General features: G+C 70.0%; 14 protein-coding genes. 3 read left to right on the top strand and 11 right to left on the bottom strand.

Going from position 1 to position 16,801, the window contains the following annotated elements:
* Positions 1 to 873 precede the first annotated feature (873 nt).
* The 11 genes from ACZ6MA_RS30035 to ACZ6MA_RS29985 all read right to left on the bottom strand — a co-directional run bounded on the left by ACZ6MA_RS30035 (position 874) and on the right by ACZ6MA_RS29985 (position 13,381).
* A complete protein-coding gene (locus ACZ6MA_RS30035) occupies positions 874 to 1,020 on the bottom strand; it encodes a hypothetical protein (RefSeq protein ID WP_469437600.1) in 147 nt (48 codons plus the stop codon).
* A 70-nt stretch (positions 1,021 to 1,090) separates the two neighbouring features.
* Complete coding sequence (locus ACZ6MA_RS30030; protein WP_469437599.1) at positions 1,091 to 1,729, bottom strand: hypothetical protein; 639 nt, start codon at positions 1,727 to 1,729, stop codon at positions 1,091 to 1,093.
* A gap of 3 nt (positions 1,730 to 1,732) precedes the next feature.
* Positions 1,733 to 4,840 carry a DnaB-like helicase C-terminal domain-containing protein gene (locus ACZ6MA_RS30025; protein ID WP_469437597.1) on the bottom strand — a complete coding sequence of 1,036 codons (3,108 nt, stop codon included), beginning with the start codon at positions 4,838 to 4,840 and terminating at the stop codon, positions 1,733 to 1,735.
* 1,848 nt (positions 4,841 to 6,688) lie between these two features.
* Positions 6,689 to 7,000: a hypothetical protein gene (locus tag ACZ6MA_RS30020; protein ID WP_469437595.1), complete on the bottom strand. Its 312-nt coding sequence runs from the start codon at positions 6,998 to 7,000 to the stop codon at positions 6,689 to 6,691.
* A 62-nt stretch (positions 7,001 to 7,062) separates the two neighbouring features.
* Entirely contained in the window at positions 7,063 to 7,563 is a 501-nt protein-coding gene (locus tag ACZ6MA_RS30015) for a hypothetical protein (protein WP_469437593.1), read from the bottom strand.
* A gap of 129 nt (positions 7,564 to 7,692) precedes the next feature.
* Entirely contained in the window at positions 7,693 to 8,748 is a 1,056-nt protein-coding gene (locus ACZ6MA_RS30010) for a hypothetical protein (RefSeq protein ID WP_469437592.1), read from the bottom strand.
* An 11-nt stretch (positions 8,749 to 8,759) separates the two neighbouring features.
* Positions 8,760 to 9,338 carry a hypothetical protein gene (locus ACZ6MA_RS30005; protein ID WP_469437590.1) on the bottom strand — a complete coding sequence of 193 codons (579 nt, stop codon included), beginning with the start codon at positions 9,336 to 9,338 and terminating at the stop codon, positions 8,760 to 8,762.
* A gap of 394 nt (positions 9,339 to 9,732) precedes the next feature.
* On the bottom strand, positions 9,733 to 10,143 hold the full coding sequence (locus ACZ6MA_RS30000) for a hypothetical protein (RefSeq protein ID WP_469437588.1): 411 nt from the start codon (positions 10,141 to 10,143) through the stop codon (positions 9,733 to 9,735).
* 283 nt (positions 10,144 to 10,426) lie between these two features.
* Positions 10,427 to 10,723, bottom strand: coding sequence for a hypothetical protein (locus ACZ6MA_RS29995; RefSeq protein ID WP_469437585.1), 297 nt, complete (start codon positions 10,721 to 10,723; stop codon positions 10,427 to 10,429).
* 108 nt (positions 10,724 to 10,831) lie between these two features.
* Positions 10,832 to 11,329: a hypothetical protein gene (locus tag ACZ6MA_RS29990; RefSeq protein WP_469437584.1), complete on the bottom strand. Its 498-nt coding sequence runs from the start codon at positions 11,327 to 11,329 to the stop codon at positions 10,832 to 10,834.
* Positions 11,330 to 13,201: 1,872 nt separating this feature from the next.
* On the bottom strand, positions 13,202 to 13,381 hold the full coding sequence (locus ACZ6MA_RS29985; RefSeq protein WP_362217336.1) for a hypothetical protein: 180 nt from the start codon (positions 13,379 to 13,381) through the stop codon (positions 13,202 to 13,204).
* Between the two features lie 183 nt (positions 13,382 to 13,564).
* Between ACZ6MA_RS29985 and ACZ6MA_RS29980 the strand changes: the two genes are divergently transcribed.
* The 3 genes from ACZ6MA_RS29980 (at position 13,565) to ACZ6MA_RS29970 (ending at position 15,898) form a co-directional block, all read left to right on the top strand.
* Positions 13,565 to 13,759: a type II toxin-antitoxin system HicA family toxin gene (locus ACZ6MA_RS29980; RefSeq protein WP_469437582.1), complete on the top strand. Its 195-nt coding sequence runs from the start codon at positions 13,565 to 13,567 to the stop codon at positions 13,757 to 13,759.
* A 66-nt stretch (positions 13,760 to 13,825) separates the two neighbouring features.
* Positions 13,826 to 14,635 carry a hypothetical protein gene (locus ACZ6MA_RS29975; RefSeq protein ID WP_469437580.1) on the top strand — a complete coding sequence of 270 codons (810 nt, stop codon included), beginning with the start codon at positions 13,826 to 13,828 and terminating at the stop codon, positions 14,633 to 14,635.
* A gap of 978 nt (positions 14,636 to 15,613) precedes the next feature.
* Positions 15,614 to 15,898, top strand: coding sequence for a hypothetical protein (locus ACZ6MA_RS29970; protein ID WP_469437578.1), 285 nt, complete (start codon positions 15,614 to 15,616; stop codon positions 15,896 to 15,898).
* Positions 15,899 to 16,801: the final 903 nt, after the last annotated feature.

Raw genomic sequence — 16,801 nt, 5'->3', positions numbered from 1 at the left:
GCGCGCCGTCTCCTCCGGAGACATGACGCGCCGTCACTTCGCGACGGAATGCTGTGGCGTTGCTCCGCAACGCCGAGCTGGCTACGGCCTGGGGTGGTTGCTCTCCGTGGTGGAGCTATCCCAGCCGGCTGGTCGAGCGGCTCGGCGTTTTTCTGATGCCGGCGTCTGGTTCGACTTGCTCTGATCTGGCGTTTTCGCTGGTCAGAGCCTCACGTGGCTCGGTTTCCGGTGGGCCCGCGGCGCCCTCCGGGCTTCGTGGGCCCGGCTTCTCGGTGGTTACAGTATGGCAGCTACGAGAGGAGGGTGGCAACCGATCGCGTTGCTGCCTTTCTGATACACCATCATATGGCCTTGTTACGGGTTCTGGCAAGTGGTCTACACCAGCTGGGGGCGATTTCCGTTCTAGCGCCCCCAGAATCCGGCCCGGGAGCCTTGCTCGCTGGATTCGTGATGGAAAATCAGTAGACCAACCTGGGAAGGCATTTCAATTGTACGGGTTCCGATCGGATGACACGTAACAACAGGCGGAGCCAATTCTTGCGGCAGACCCGTAATCTTCGCTCTCGGATCTAGTGATGGAATGTTACCGGTTTCACGTGTAGCCGGGAATTCGCTGAGGTGTTACGTATCGCCTTTTGTCTGCGGCGTTCGGCAGGGTGCGCGGGGGCTCCGTGAGGCCCGGCGGGTAACGAGGTCCCGGCCTACAGCTGCCCACGCGCGGGTCGGCTCCCTCGGTGCTGAACGCCAGTTCTGGGCGCAGCGAGGGGCCGGTGGGCCGTGTCCTGGTGGAGGTTCTGCCCGTTGGAGGGGTTGGCGTGGGGTGTGCTCGCGTGGGGGCCGGCGGAGTGCGCGCGGTATGGCGGCGGGCTCGGCTCAGATCTGCTTGTGCGTCCAGGTGGGGAAGCGGCGGGCGCAGGTGGGGCAGTACAGGCGGTGCTGGACGGTTTGCCAGCCTCGTGCGGCCGCGTGGATGCGCGTGATCTCGGAGATGCCGCAGGCGGCGCAGGAGGGCTGTTCCACGGGGCTTCCCTTGGGCGTGGGCGCGCCGGGCGGCGGGGGTGTTCCGGCCGCCCGGGCGCAGCGGGGGGGGTCAGGCTCCGAGGCCGACGTAGGAGACGTAGGTGTAGGCGCCCCAGTCGCTGTCGAGGTCGCTGATGATGTCGTCCCAGATCTCTTCGAGCTTTTCCGCGTCGCCGGCGGCCATGGCGTCGACGGCGTCGTCCCAGATGTAGCGGACGGCGGGGAGGTAGCGGATGCCCTGGTCGCCCATGAGGTTGCGGCGGCGGGCGTGGTCGTCGACGAGGTCCTGGTTGATGGGGTGGATCTCGACGGGAGTGCCGCGGCCGCGGTTGTTGAGGTGCTGCTTGAAGGCGCCGAGGTTGCGCAGGACGTTGTGGGCGCGGAGGTTCCAGTAGGCGGTGTCGATGCGGTCGAGGTTGGCGCGGCGGGGTTGCTGGGTGCCGGCGAACCAGTTGTTCAGGGCGCGGTCCTGGACGGTGATGCCGGCGTCGCGCAGGGCCTGGCGGCCCGGGTCGCTGTTGAGGTAGTTGAGGCGCGCTTTCAGGCCTCGGGGGGTGGTGACGGCGGAGCGGATGCCGCCTTCGCGGATCTGGCGCGAGAGCGCCTCTTCCAGGGCGCGGCCGAGGGCGACGCCGCCGCGGACGTTCTCGGCTGAGCGGTTGGCGCCGTAGGCTCCGAAATTGCGCCATCCGCTGTCGTCGTACGGCATCGGTTATTTCCCCCCGAGGGTGTACAGGCGCTTTTCCTTCATTTCGGTCGGCTGGCGGCCTTCTTCGAAGACCTGTCGCCAGTCGCCTCCGGCGACGTGGAGTTCGTCAACTCCGGATACCTGGACCAGGATAAGGCCATTCTCGTGGGCCTTCCATGCTTTCAGCCAAAGGCTTGCGAATGCCTGGGAGCGGATGGTGTGGACCCACTCGGGTCGGCGGAGCTCTGTGTTCTTTCCGGATTCGCCGATCGTGGAGGTGAACCGGGAGTACATCGCCTTGACGTATTCCAGGGTGACCGTGTCGTTGTTCTCGATCGCGGTGGTGCGGGCTTGTTGCAGCACGCGGCGGAACTTCTCCAGCAGGGCTTCGGAGGCGCCGGAGGTCCAGGACTCCAGGATCCGCGGGGCCTCGCACAGACCGAACTTCTCATGGCAGCGGAGCAGCAGGCGCAGGGTGGCGTCGTCGAGGTAGTAGGGGCCGGGCTCGACGCGGTTGCCGAGGGGGTTGGGGAGGTGGGGGTGGGTCCATTCGAAGTGGTCGACGCGGTGGATGCCGGCGCGGCGGCGGTCGAAGGTGCCGGTGGGGTCGTGCTGGAGGGCGCCGATGGGCAGGTGGGTCTTGAAGGCGGACAGGTAGGCGGCGTTGGTGTCCAGGGCGGTCACGTCGAGGGGTTCGTGGGTGCCCTTGCGGATGGCGTCGGCCAGGGGCTGGTTCCGCCATTTGTGGCGGCCTTCCCAGACTTGGTCTGGTGAGCCCTGGGCGGGCTTGGTGAGGAATTCCTCCAGGCGCGGGTAGACGGTGTGGACGTAATTCGCGCCGACGCGGGTGAGTTTGAACAGGGCCATCGAGTCCGGCACGGCTTTCCGGATCAGGGCCTTGGTCGCTGCCTCGATGTCGCCCTGGGCCTCTTCGAGGGCCTGGTCGACGGCGGCGGTGATCTTGTTCAGGAAGAACGTGTAGACCCGCGCGCTCGTACGGGACGCGGGGACGTCGGCCTCCGGCGGGGTGGTGGTGTCCTGGAACACCTCTGACGCCTCCTCCTCGGGCGCCTCCGGCGCCGGGGCGGGCCGGTCGGCCCGGCCGGCCTGGGCGGGATGGTCGCCGGGCGCAGCGGCGGCGGGTGCGGGGGTGGTGTCTGGGGCGGCGGTCGCGGGCTGGTGCCTGGCGGGGGCCGGGGCGGGCTCGGCGACGCTCAGCACGGCTGGCGGAGCCGAGTCCTGAGCCGTGGCGGGGGTCGGGGTGGGTGCCGTGAGCGCGGGCGCGGCAGGGCCCGAGTGGGCGGCGGTGAAGGCCGCGAGAGCCGCGTGGAGACGGGCGCCCTCGGGGGTGGCGGGCATGCGGGGGGCACGGGCGGCCAGCTCGGCCATCGTCCGCCGCAGCCCCACCAGCACGGTCTCCCCCGCCGCCTCCGGGCGCGTGCCGGCGGCCGCGGGAGTCTCCCCGCGCTCAGCGGCGGCGTTGTTCGTGCGGGCGTCGCGCAGGGCGGCCATCGTGCCCGTCAACCGCGCCGAGAGTCCCCCCTGGGCACCGGCGAGGAACGGCAGCGCCGCCTCCAGGAGTTCCGCCTCGGCGGCGGCCAGATCCTCCCCGGCACCCGGCACGGGAGCAGCAGCACCAGGTGCGGGCGCGGAGGCGGGGGCACCGGCGGGGGCGGGGGTCGACGGGCCGGGCGCAGCGGCAGCGGCAGCTGGGTCTGTGTGCGGCGCAGCGGCCGCGGGGACAGCCGGGGTGGCCGGCTCGCCGGGGTCGGTGCCGGGGCCTGCGAGGGCCTGCGGCCTAGCGGCGGCGGGGACGTTGGCGGCAGCAGGCTGGGCCGGGTGGGCGGCGGTGGAAGTGGCAGGGCTGTGCGGGCCGGTGACGGCCTGTCCGGTGACGGGCGGGCGAGAGGGCCCGGCCACGGGTCCAACGGGCGTGTACGGGCCTGTGAGGGCCGGGGGCAGGGACGCCGAGCCGGGAGCAGCGGGCACGGCGGGGGTGCCGGGGGGTTGGGTGCTGTCCGGGGGCCCGGCGTCGTCGGGGCGGTAGCCGTGGGCGACGGCATGCTCGACGAGCGCGCCGAGCGCGGCGGCCAGGCGGCGGCCCTCGGCGGTCTCGGGCAGCCGCGGGTGATGGGCGGCGTGGTCCAGCAGTTCGGTGACGAAGCGGCGGGCGTACGCCTCGTAGCGGGGGCTGAGAGAGCTGCGCAGGTAGCGCAGCAGCAGGACCAGGCTGGCCGGCGGGAGAGCGGAATCGTCCCCGTCGGGATCGTCGGGGCCGTGCTGGTCGGGGCCGGGTGTCCCGGCGAGGAACGGCGCGGCCGCCTCCATGACGGTGGCGAGGGCGGCCCGGCCGCCGGGAGCCGTGAGGATCTCACCGGCATCGAACAGGCAGGGCACCTCGGTGAAGCGGGCACAGGCCAGGTCCGCGGCCAGCGGGAAGACGGCCAAGCACCCGAAGTCCGGCTCGACGACAGCCAGCTCGGCATGCTCGCCGGCACGGGTCAGGGTCAGGGTCAGGCCGGGGGCGAGCGCGGCCACCGCGTGCGGGTCGTCGGTGTCCAGCACGGCCAGCACCGGAACCTGATGGGTGCGGGCGAGGTGGGCCAGCGTCCGCGCGGCCGCGGGCAGCGCCGGGCCGGAGAGTGGCATGGCGGGGTCGTGGGTGTGCTGGAGACGGTCCACGACCACCAGCGCCAGCTCCTCCACGTCCGGCACGGTCTGCACGATCGCGGCGGCGGTCAGGCCCGTGCCGTCATCGATGAGCAAAGGGGCGCCGGCCAGCTGCGCGCGCACCCCGGCGGCGGCCTCGAGTTCGGCGGCGGTCAGGGCGCCGGTGCGCAGGCGGCGGTAATCCACCGGTGTGTGCGCGGCGACGATCCGGGCGGCGACGTCGTTACGGGTCAGGCCGGACGCGGCGTAGAGGACGGGGTGGTGGTGGGTCAGGGCGGTGTGCCGGGCCGCGGCGGCGGCGAGCAGGGAGCCTCCTGCGCCGGGTGCGGCCGCGATCAGGGTGAGACGGCCGGGGGTGAGAGTGGCGAGCGCGCGGTCCAGGGCGGGCAGACCGAAAGAAACCGGGCCTCCGGCACGCGGCGCAGCATCGGTCCGGGGCGCGGGAGTCAGGAGCTCGTCCAAGACGGTCTCGTCCAGGCCCCGCAGACGACGCGGACCAGACACCGGAGTAGCGGCGGCCGGGGCAGCAGCATTCCGGACGGAGGCGTCCCCGGCAGCGACACCCTCAGCCGCATCGTCTTGAACCGTGACGTCCTCGGCAGCAACATCCTGGGCGGGGGCGTCCTCGGCGGGGTGGGGGCCGGTGTTCTCCCGCCCACCAGCAACCAGGCCCCTGGGGGCAGCAGCGGCGGCATCCGGCACCGAGCCGGCCGCGTGGTCGTCCCTACCGGGCCCGGCCGGCTCCTCGACGACACCGCCGCCAGCGGGCGCGGGCCCGCCGACGACGTCACCGTGTGCCGGGTCGGGGCCTTCGGGGGTGCGGAGAGCAGCCGGGCATGCCTGGGTGCCGGGAGCAGCGGCGACGTGGGCCGGGACGCCATCGGGACCGGGCACGGCCGGGGCCTCGCCGGGACCAGCAGGGCCCGAAGACACCGCTGCGTGACCGGCCGGGGTGATGGCGGCGGGCGCAGCGGGCCCGACCGGGGACGGCATGGCCTCGCTGGCCGGGACGGCACCGGGACCGGGCGCATCGCTCTCGGCACCGATGGGCGCGGCATGCGCGCGGGCCGTCGCGGCCGGGGACGCCGACGTTGGCTCAGCGGCCTCGGAGCCGGGCACGGCCGGGGTGGTGTCGGGGGCGGCGTGCGCAGGGGCAGGTGAGGCCGGAAAGGTCGTGGTGACGGCCGAAGCCGGCGGGCGAGCAGTCTCAGCGGCGGCCGGGGTACCCGCGACTGCTCCCCCGCCGGTCACGGGCTGCGCGGCAGGGGCAGGGGCCGGGGCCGGGGCCGGCCCGGGCGCGGCCGGGGTGTCGGTGGAGGCGTGCGGGCCGTCGGGTGACGGCACGGCCGGGGCAGTGGGCGCAGCCGTGCCGGCCGGGGCGGTACCGGCGTCGCGCTCGGCTGGCTCGGCGTGGCCGGCAGTCGGCGAGGCGGACGACGGCGCGGCAGTCGCGGGCGCTCCCGGCCGGGGCGGCGCGGCGGGGGGCACGTGGGCAAGACCGGGGGCCGGGACGGCACGGGGCGTGGGCGCCTCCGGCGCTCGTCCCGGCACAGCGGGCACGGCCTTGCCCGGCACAGCGGGAGCAGGCGCGGCGACCACGGCAACAGGACCACCGTCAGCGGGTGCGGGGGCCGGGACAGCGCCAGGCCCGGGCCCGGGCCCAGGCACAGCCGAAGCAGAGTCGGCGGCACTGCGGTCAGCTGACGCTACGGGAGCACCGCTCGGGGCACCGGGCACACCGCCGGCCGAGGCAGCGCGGCCGGCGCCCGCCGGGGTTGGGGCCGCGCCGTCAGCAGGGCTGCCCGGCACGGTCACCGGGCCACCGCCGGCCGGGAGCAGTGTGGCGTCGATGAGGACCGCGACCGGCGTCGTGCGGTCCATGAGTACCTGCGGCACCCCGGGGGCGGTGGGTGTGCCGGCCGCGTCACGGACCAGGTCACCGAGCTTCGGGCGGGCTTTCGTCCGCGGCCACGACGGCCACGAGCCGAGGCGGGTTCGGGCGGCGGCGTCCAGACGGCCGAGCGGGATCAGGGCGGCGGTCGTCTGGCCCTTCGCGATCAACGCCACCTGGTTCTCGTGCTGGGCGGCGTCGACCAGCTGGTAGAGCAGCGGCCGGGCCACCGACACCAGCAACGGGGCCGATGCGGCAGCCGACGCCGGCCTGGCGGCCGGGGAAGGCACAGCGGTAGCGACGGGATCCTGCGGCGTAGCGGACGACATCAACAACTCCAGGAGGCGAGAGCAGTGGGCGGAGGGCGAGTCAGCACAGACGAAGGGCGCGGGGCGGGGCGGGGGGCAGCAGCGACAAGCTCAGGTGCCGCAGGCCGGGCAAGGCTGTTCGTCGAGGTCGATGCAGACCACACAGTCGATTGGCGTGTCCTCGGCGATCTCCGGGTGGACGCGGACATCGGCCCCGCACAGTGCTGTGTCGGGATCACAGCAGTACAGGTGATTCATCTCCAGGACGTCCCCGGCGCTGCGTCCCTCCGCCACCACGGGCACGGGCCGTGCCACTGCGGCGGCCAGGGCGGGCACGGCCGGACCAGCCGCGACAACGCCGGAGGCCGGGGACGAGGCGGCAACGCCGGCGACGCCAGCGTCCGGGGCGGGGACGAAGGACATGAGGACTCCAGAGAAAGGACGACGAACGGGACAGCGAGGCGGCGCCCGGGGCGGGCATCGGGTCACAAGGGGCGGCCGTAGTCGGCAAGGGCGTCGTGCGGCACCCCACCGCGCAGCAAGGGCACAAGGCGCTTGTGGTCTTCCAGCAGTCCACCGCCTCCGACGGGCCACAGCCGGGGATCAGCCAGCGGTATCCCGACGTAGGCGCGTCCCGGGGCGTCGGGCCAGGTCGGGTCGAGAACGGAGCCGTCCGGGCGGACGCACCAAGCGTGCGGCAGGAAGGCGCCCGCGATGTCGAGAGCGAAACCCTCGGCGTAGGCCAGGTGCCGGTGCGGGTGAGCGCGGGCGTAGCGGGCGGCGTTGCTGTAGCAGAGCCGGGTGGGCATGGCGGGCATCGTGTGCGGGACGGGGGTGGTGGTGAACCGGCGGCCCAGGTCCAGCACCAGGTGGTAAGGGGTGCGGTACGCCCAGGCCTGTGCGTCGTATGCGTCTTCCAGGCCGGCGGCGAGCTCGCGGAGGTACCCGATGAGCGTCTCCTCACCTGCACGGGAGTCAGCAGGCATCGTCATCGTCACCTGGTGCCTTTCATGCTGAGGAGGTGGGGGTGCGGGGGCCGGTGATGCCGCCGGGGTCATCCGTCGTAGGCCGGGTGGAGCCCAGGAGAGGCCCCGCGAGGCTCGGCGTGTGGTGTGTCATCCGTCGTAGGTCAGGTGGAATTGCCAGGGCACGCCCCGCGAGGCAGGCCCTGGCGCTGGGGCCAGGACGGGGGCGCCGGCGAGCTTCAGGTGCGCGGCCAGGTCGCAGAGCTCGGAGAGCACCATCGCGTGGTGGATATCGAGCAGCGCCTGTTCGGCATTGTGCTGGACGTGCGGGGATGCCCAGGGGCGGGAGGTGGTCACCGTGCTGTGCGGCGCGGTCACCCCGACGCCGTTGTGGCTGAGGGTGAGCGTCTGCCCGGGCAGGGTACCGACATCCGCCCGCTCCACGGCCCAGCCGGCAGCCGGGGGCGGCGACTGCGTGCCGGACCGCCCCTCGAAGACCAAGACGCCGGGCGCGAACGCGGCGGGCGCAGCGGGCGGGTGAGCGGGGCGGGTGGGCTCGTAGGCGAGCCACAGCACGACCGCGCCGCACCCGTCCGGCCCGCCGTCCTCGTCCAGGGGCAGGTACGTATCGGGGCGGTGGGGCGGGAAGACCTGACGGCCTCGGTAGGTGAACCACTCACCCACCTCGTGGACGAGGAGGGTGGCGAGCACGTAGTGGGCCTGCGCGAGCGCCAGCGCCAGGACTTCGGCGTCGGTCGCGCCACGGGCGCACGCGGCGATCAGCTCATCGTCCGCCCAGTGCTCGAGCCAGCGCAGCTCGATCGCCGGGCCGTGCGGGTCGTTCACATCCGGGGCCGTGAACCGCACGTACGGGGTGAAGCATTCGCGGTCCGGGCCGGGGCCGGACCAGTGCAGGCGGATGCCCCGGTAGTCAAAGGTGACCGCGGCGAGCAGAGCGGCCAGGCGCCCGCCGTGCTCGGCGAGCGCCTGCTGGCGGCACGGGCGGCACAGGGCCTCCTCCGCCGTCGGCCCGTACCGGCCACACGGGCACGGGGCCTGGTCGCGGGCCATCGGCGGCACATACGGCACCAAAGACGGCAACGAGGCGGCCGGAGCAGCGGGTACCGAGGGCACGGCCCCGGCCTCGCGCCACGCGGGCATAGCCCGGCCCTCGTTGACGATGACCGGCGCCTGCTGCTTGCTCATCCTGGCGCGTCCTATCCAGCGGTACGGAGGTCAGCGGCGCGCAGGACCCGCGCCTGGTGAACGGTCCAGCCGGTGCCCTGGTAACCGGGGAGTGTCTCGTCGATGAGCTCCCCGTCCTCGTCCCAGCGCAGGACAGCAGGATCGTCGGGGTCCTCATCCTCCCGGTACCGGGCCTCCGCGAACGCGCGGGCGGTGGCCTGGTCCGCACAAGGAACCGCACCGGGACCCTCGCCGCGGACGACCAGCCACACAGCCGGCTCCAGCCCGGCCGGAGAGCGCCAGCCGGCGTACTCCCGCCGGATATAGGCACGCAACTCGCCAAGGGGGCTGTCAGAGCGGAGGGAGGCGGGGTCCACGGGCCCGGCGGCTGTGCCGTGCTCCCGGTCGAACGCGGCCAGCTTCAACGCGGCACTGCGCACCGACTGGACAGCCTTGCCGTCCGCCTCGGAAGAACAGAGCGTGCTGCGGTCAGCGAGCGCGGCACGACGCACCAGCCGCTCACGGAGCGGGACCTGGGACATCACACGCACCAGGTCCTGCTGCTCCTCCAAGAGGCCGGGGGCAGCGCTGTACGCGGTTCGGGCATCCATCGGTTCGGCTCCAGGAGATAGAGGACGAGCAGCGGCTAAGACGAAGTCAAAAAAACGGTGACGACCAGCACGACCAGAAGCGGGTAGCGGAAATCCGGCCGGCGACAGCAAACAACACACAGGACACCAACAACCCGCCACCCTGGCACGGGAGTTCACTCACCCCCACCAGACACGTAACACCCTACCCGACCCGTAACATTAGGCGCCAGTGAGGGGCACGCGAGACACGTAACAAAGGATGGGAGCGAGTGGAGAGGCGAGGGGGGGGCAGCAGGGGCCGAGCGGCGCGGGCGGCGGAGAGAACGCCGACGAGGACGGGCACGGCCACCCCGGAGAAGACCGGGACGGCCGGGCGGCGGGCAGGCACGCGGCGGCGGGCGGCGGGACGATCTCAGATGCGAGGGTGCACCGGCACCGAGGCCTGTGGGTTCAGGGGATAGGGGCCCACGAAGTCGGCACTATCGACGAAGAGGTCGACCTTCCCACGCTCGGCACGAGCGACGGCAGTCACGGTTCGCAGAACGCCGTTCAGGGTGATCACGTCCCCCCGCTCCACCTCCGCGGCAGCGCGCAGGGTATACGCCGGCGGCTCCCAGTCCCCCTCGTAGTAAAGCTCGATGTGGTTGTAGGTCTCCGGGCCAAGCACTTTGTTACGCATCCCAGTCAGGTCCCAAAGACTCGGACCAGTCGGATCAGACCAGCGCACGATGCGGGTCGCGCTGTCCACGGCGAAGAAAACCCCACCGAAGTCCAGGTAGGTCCAATCTCCTCGGTCATCGATCACACGCGGCAGACGCGCCATGGCGAACTCCTAAGGGGTGAGATAACAGCGAAAGCTGGAAGTCGGGATAAGCACGGGCACGCGGCGTAGAGGGGCCAACAAACCCGCGCGGGCGATGACACCCCCCGCGCGGCGACGGGCCGGGCGGGACGGAGCGGCATGGCAGACGAGGGCCGGGCCTGCCCGGGCGAGCGGACGGCGGCGTGGCGAGGCGGCCCGGCGCAAGCCGGACAGGGACGGAGGGCGGTCGGGAAAAAGGGGGCTAGCACACCCGCAAGGCGCACAGCGGTCCGCCAACCCGACACTAGGGCCGGAGTTGGCGGCGCGTCCTGACCAGGAACGGAGCCAAGCTGATCCAGTCACAGCCGCCCTGGGCGTAGAACGCGCCGTTCGGCTCCTCCCCCGTGCCCCCCTCATCCAGCCCGAAACGGTTCGCCAGGTCCCGAACCAGATCAACGAAGTCGTCAACCGCAAGGTCCCGGCTCAAGTAGACCCCCTCAACCTGGCCACCCTCGTTTAGCTCACCTCGTTGCAAGAGCCACACCACGGGCCCCTCAAACCCCTGATCCTCACACGGTCGCACGGTCTGCATCTCGGACAACGCATCTCCTTCGGGTGGGCTGGACACGGACCGGCGCGAAGGGGCCGGAGACAGAGGCCCGCCCCACCCGAAGGAGAGGCAGGCGGTGCCACGGAGGCTTGGTCGAGGTCAGGGGGCTGTGCCGGGCAGCCAGCGGGGATCGGGCAGTCCGTCCGCAGTGGCAAGCGCTGCGGGGAACCCGAGCGAGACGAACCACTCGGTCACCCGCTCCACGCAGTCGGGAATGTAGGAAACCTCCCCGAAGTACTTGCCCTTCTCGGTCCGAAGAGAGCCCTCGATCACCAGGTCCCAGTGAAGCTGCCGCAACGCCCGCTCCATCGGCGAAACAGCGACCTCCGGCGAACCGTTGCGCTCGATCCAGGCCCGCTGACCCGCCTCACCCGCCGCGAAGCCGCAAAAACCCAGCTCCTCGAAGATGCGCAGGACATCGCGGGTGAGATCGCTGCCCTTGGAGTCGATGCCCACCAGGTACCACGACAGCGGATGGCTCTTGTGGAACTCGGAGTCCTCGTCCTCCCCCCAACCGAACTCTTCTCGGGTCAGAAGGTCCAGAAAGAACCGCCGCACCACGAAAACGTAGGGGTCGATGCTCGTCACAGACGTCACCAAATTCCTCAGCTCCCCAATTCACGACCGGCACACACCGATCAACTCCGGGGCCTCACGCGCCCGCCCCCAACACCATTAAATATACCCACCTAAAAACATTTAAGCAACAGCGCGCTCGCCATAGACCGCCAGAGCCGCCCGGCATGTCGGGTGCCAGCGAGTCCTTCAGTGTTTCAGCCGAAGTTTCAGTGCATGGTTCAGTGTTCCGCTCGAAACTTCAGTGTCGAGACGTCATCGCAGGTCAGCACACCGCAGCTGGCAGGGACCTCACGAGACGACGGCTGGGACAACGGGCACTGAAGCACTGGCCGACGCAGGGGAGGCGCTCGTACCCCGCTCCGAAACTTCAGCGCCCTGGTCAGGGAGCCCTGGCACTGAAGGATCCAATGAAATCCGACACGGCAGGCCCGGCCGAAGGGCAGAGGCACAGGGCAGAGCGGCGGGGCGAAGACGTGGACGGGGCACCCGCCGACGATGGGCAGAGCGGCGGACGACGGTGGGAGCCCCAGAACGCGGCCGCCGGCGCGGCCGCGTCGGCGGTCAGCCCAGCCGACGACGGCGGACCTTGCTGCGCAGCCGGTCCAGAAGAGTCGGGTGCGTATGACGCCACGCACTGCGACCCAGCCCGTGCGGCGCCGCAAACCGCCGGGAGGCCCCACAGGTGCAAGCCCACGCAAAGGGGTTGGGCTGTGCGTCGTCCCGCGTGACCGTCACAGTCACCCGACCACCGTCATGACGACCGTGGTACGTACCGACCCAGAGCATTTCAGACATCAGGCACATCCGTTTCAGAGGCTGCATGAGCAGCGAATATCGAGAACGGCCGGGCCCGGCCCGGCCCAGTGTGAACCAGCCATGCGGTCAGGGAGTGGCCAGCTCAGCCAGATCACCGCACGAGCACCGCGCGTCATAGATTGTCGACCGGCCCAGTCGGCCAGAACCGCCGCACTCGACACATGCCCCGTCCGCCGCCGGATCCAGATCCCACTCATGCCCGCACCAAGGCGAGATGCAGCGGGCACAATCCGCGAAGTCGTCCGTACCAGGAATCGGGTCCCCGAACTCCTCCGCCCCCGGCGCCCTGCACACCGGACACGTGATCACCCAGGACAACGCGTACACGCACTGCGCGCACGTAAGCGGCCGAGAAGCCTCTACCGGCGTGGTGACCACTAGGAATGGGTCCAGGACACAGGCCGTCAAGACCACCCGGCCATCAACTGCGCACGGCACGGCGTGCACCACACCCACCGGATCAACCACGCGGCCAATATGGGCCGCCACAAACGCCATCCTGCTCACGAGCAACCATCCCTTTCAGCACAACAATGCGAAAGCCACAACACGACAAGCCCTGGGCGGCCCCGTGCAAGCGCCGCTCCATCACCGCCTCGAGCCGACCGGCGCCGGATACAGCAAGGCCAGCGGGCCGATGACCTCTAGCGCCAGCACCGCAGCATTGCCGATCACCACTACCTGAACCGATCTACGCACCATTACCTCCACGGCAACAGGGGGACCAGTCGCGCATGCGGGGCCTCCGGCGAGCGCGAACGAGTACGGGGGCGCGGGGCCTACGGGCAGGGGTTGCGGCACGTGGAGCCGTAGATATGGCCGTTCTGCGTGTGGTCGATGCCGCAGAAGCCCTCGCGTGTGTTCCCCTCCCATCTGCACGGGAACAGGTCGATCTCGTGCCGATCACACCGCGCCATCCCGTAATCGAAGTGGGTGGCCTGCCCGTCACACCACTCGCCATCGTCCACACGTCCACACATCTCTACCAGGGGCACTGAGTAACTCCTCTGAAAGTTCCACGCTTGGGGGCCCGCCACGGCGGCCCGCCATGCAACGGGCCTCACGCAGAGGCGATTACGAGGTGCTTCGCTGCTGGATCATGCGCAGCGCCGCCTGGTGAGCGTTGCCCTCCGCGCGGGCACAGGCCCGCATTCGCGCGGCACGCTGCCTGCCGAACTCCGCTCCCGCCACCTTGTCGCCTACAGCGGCACGGCGGAGAAGGGCCATGAGCGGGTCCTTGTCCTGCGTGGTCACGACGGTCTCCGTTCGGTTGCCCTTGAGGCGCCTGGACGCCGGGCCATGGCAGGCGCCCGGCTCGCTTACTGACACCTAACATACCACCTAAAAAATATTTAAGCAATCTCCATGCAAACGTTGACGCTGTCACCGTTTGCGTGACACTATAAATCTTGACGGCGTCAACGTTTAGGGGAGAGAATGGCCAGCAAGGACGTCACGCAGCTCCGCAAGAAGCTGGAGAAGCAGGGGTTCGAGGTGAAGCGCACGAAGACCAACCACTACATCGTGCGGAAGGACGGCCGGTTCATCGCCAGCCTCCCGAGCACCCCGGGGAATCCCAGGATCCTCAAGAACCCCATAGCAGACCTGAAGCGAGCAGGCTTCCAGCCCTGAGAAGGGCGGCCGCCGGGGGGAAGCCCCCGGCGGTCCGCCAACCCACCCGAGGAGATTGCAGTACTTATGAGCCAGGCGTGGAGCGTGTGCATCGAGCTCAACTCGTCCGACCTGACCGCAGAGACCGTCGTAGGGCTGCACGAAGCTCTCTCGATGCACGCGCCCTCTGTGGGACAGGCTCCGAATGGCAATGCATCAGTGCGGCTGTTCGTCGAGACGACCGAGTTGCCGGAGGCCGTCGCCGCAGCGATTGAACTCGTCACCACGGCCGCGCGCAACCTCGGTATCAGCGATCGTGTCGTGGGCCTGCAAGTAATGACTGAGGAGGAGCTGGACCGTATCAACGCTCTCCCTGTGGTGCCTGAGCTGGCAGGCATTAGCGAGGTCGCCTCGATCTGTGGCGTATCTAAGCAGCGGGCGTCGAAGTTGACCGAACTCCCCGGCTTCCCTGATCCCGTTCAGACCCTCGCGTCGGCTGGCAAGATCTACCTCGCCGATCCGGTCAAGGACTGGAATGGCCGGCGCACCCGGACTCGTGGGCGCCGGCGCATACCCCTCGATCTCACAGATGCCGAGAACGCCGTCCTTGTCGCCCTCGCCGCAGCTGGCCGGGGAGAGCCTCTCCCCGACGCCACCGATCTTCAGCAGCGCACAATGGCGGCAGTGGAGGAGACCTTCAGCCCCACGTACTTCCGGCTCCACCGGGGATCCGGCCAGGCCGACGACATCGACGAGGCCCTGTGCGCTTTGCAGGACAAGGCGCTCATCACCACTCGCCGACCGCCGAAGAAGATCACCAACGACTTCAACCACAAGGACGACACGCTCGTCACCATCACAGACATGGGCCGACGCCGAATCCCCTCCACCCTCTGACGGCTCCCGTCGGGCGGGCCGGTGACTGCTCCCCTTCACCGGCCCGCCCGACGAGCTACGTGCCGACGTCCTTCCCGCGGTGACATGTGCGCTGCTTCGCCGCAACGCAGTCCAATAGCACGCTAGCGCTGACGAGGGACACCCAACGACAGCGGCAAGACCGCTCCAAGACGGCCGGGAGCAGGGCTCACGCCGTCGCGAGCAGCACTCCTCTGTGGGAAAGCGAAGGGATGGCTCGTCCAGGGGTGCGCACGCCGCGCCCTGGCCCGCCCCCTCTTCCCGCGATCGGCCACAGCCGATCGCCCCCGCCTCCCCGATAGGGGAGCTAGCTCAGCAACCGCGCGCAGCGGGCGAGGTCATCGGGAACGCCGACCAGCCCGATCCGCCAGCCAAGCAGACCCGGCCCAAACCGCAACCACCCCAGGCCCACGGCCACATCACCCGGGCGGCACCAGTCCAGGTCAACCGATACGCACACTCTTCCTCGATCACGCACCAGCCACCTATCCACCCTCCCTCATCTTCATCTCTCCCAGGCTCCGAACTTCCCATGGCCCTGTCTACTCTCCACTGTTCTCCCCTCAGCTCTTCGTTTCTCCTCCCAAGCTCTTCCGTTCCTCCGCTGACACGGTGGTCACAGAGAAGTAGTCGGCAGGATTTTCCTAGCTCCATCACCTGTCTGACCTGGAACTTTGACCTAGCCGCGTGACCTTGTGGAAGCAACCTGAAAAGCAACCTGAAAGGCAACCTGACGCACAACCTGAAACGCGACCTGAGAAGCAACCTGAAAAGCAACTGGCTATGTACGCGAGTTGTGACGTCGTTTCGTCACGAGAACGGGAGTCGCCGCGAAGGCCGCGAAGTCGGTGTTCACGACTTGGGGAGTCACCCGAGTGTGAGTAGGGGGCAAGCTGGAGCGGCGCCTTTCCAGTACCTGAGAGCCCGTTTTCAACCCCTCCAAGAAGGAAGGAACCTGCCTTGTTCTACGACCCCGACTTCGTTCCGCCGCAGATGATCGTCCGCTATGCCATCGGCGCCCAGGAACGCGAAGCGGTCGTGCTCACCAAGGGGCACAGCCTGGAGGAGCACACCGGACGGCTGGAGTCGCTCACCGAGTCACCCGTTCCCAGCGTCACCTATGTGACCTGGCCACTCGCCGGAGGAGGCGCTGTGGCGATCCGGCTCGACACGATCATTGCCCTCGAAGCCCCCGAAGGGGACCGGCCAGGCTCTGGTTCTGAGTCAGCGGAGGACTCGGCGTGATCGCCGGGGTCCTCCGCTGCGGAAGATCGTTCTCACCGGAACCCCAACTACTCACACCCGTCACTTGTCCTCCGGCCAGCGGTGAGCGACGGCCACACTCGGCCCGCGGGGAAGGCCGTAGTGACTCCCGAACTCATCGACATTGATCATGGTAAGAGGGAGCGCAGTGACTCCCGAAGCCGCGTCGAAACGACTCCCGTTCTCGCGTATACAGCCAAAGCAACCCTGGCGAATACCCGCGCATCCCGTGGACGGCGCAGCTCCAGTCCGCCGAATCCGGCAAGCGACTGGCCTGCCGACCAGGCCGTTGGCAAAAGGCAGCGCTCCGATCCGGTGACAGCCAGCCTGCCTCACCGGTGCCAAATCGCAGGTTGATGGCCGGCCTCGGTGAAACCTATCGTGCGTCGGCACGCCTGCTCTTCCGCACTTTTCTGGGTATCCGGTAGGGGAGGTAAGTTCTCCTCTCCGGGGAAGGCGGGCCGGGTATTCACAGCCGAGCTGGGGGGTGAATTCACCCTCTGCGGCTTACCGCTGGCGCCACAGCGGTCCAGTGATCAATGCTTGTCAACATGCCGCCGACCCGGGGTGGGGAGGTGAATTCTCCTCTCTGCCTGCGAGCGTTGGGCACAAGGTGAGTCGGCGCTTCTTCGCGCAGGGCCACCGGGTTGCCGGGAAGTCGGCGGGGTTGGGGAACGGCCCGACGGCATCGCGCGCTCGAAGCAGTCGGCAGCCGGATGCCGGGCCTCGGTTGCCCCAGGGGTTGGGTGTCACGGCTGGAGGACGGCGGCGGTGGCTCACCCTAACCGGCGGTGATGGTGAGCCAGGCCGCGGCGTCGGCCCACAACCGGGCGCCCATGCCGCCGGGATCGCGGAGGCCGGCGAAGGTGTCGGACAGCCGGGCGT

Source organism: Streptomyces sp. NPDC042259, from assembly GCF_055582085.1.
This window is presented reverse-complemented; position numbering and strand designations above follow the sequence as displayed.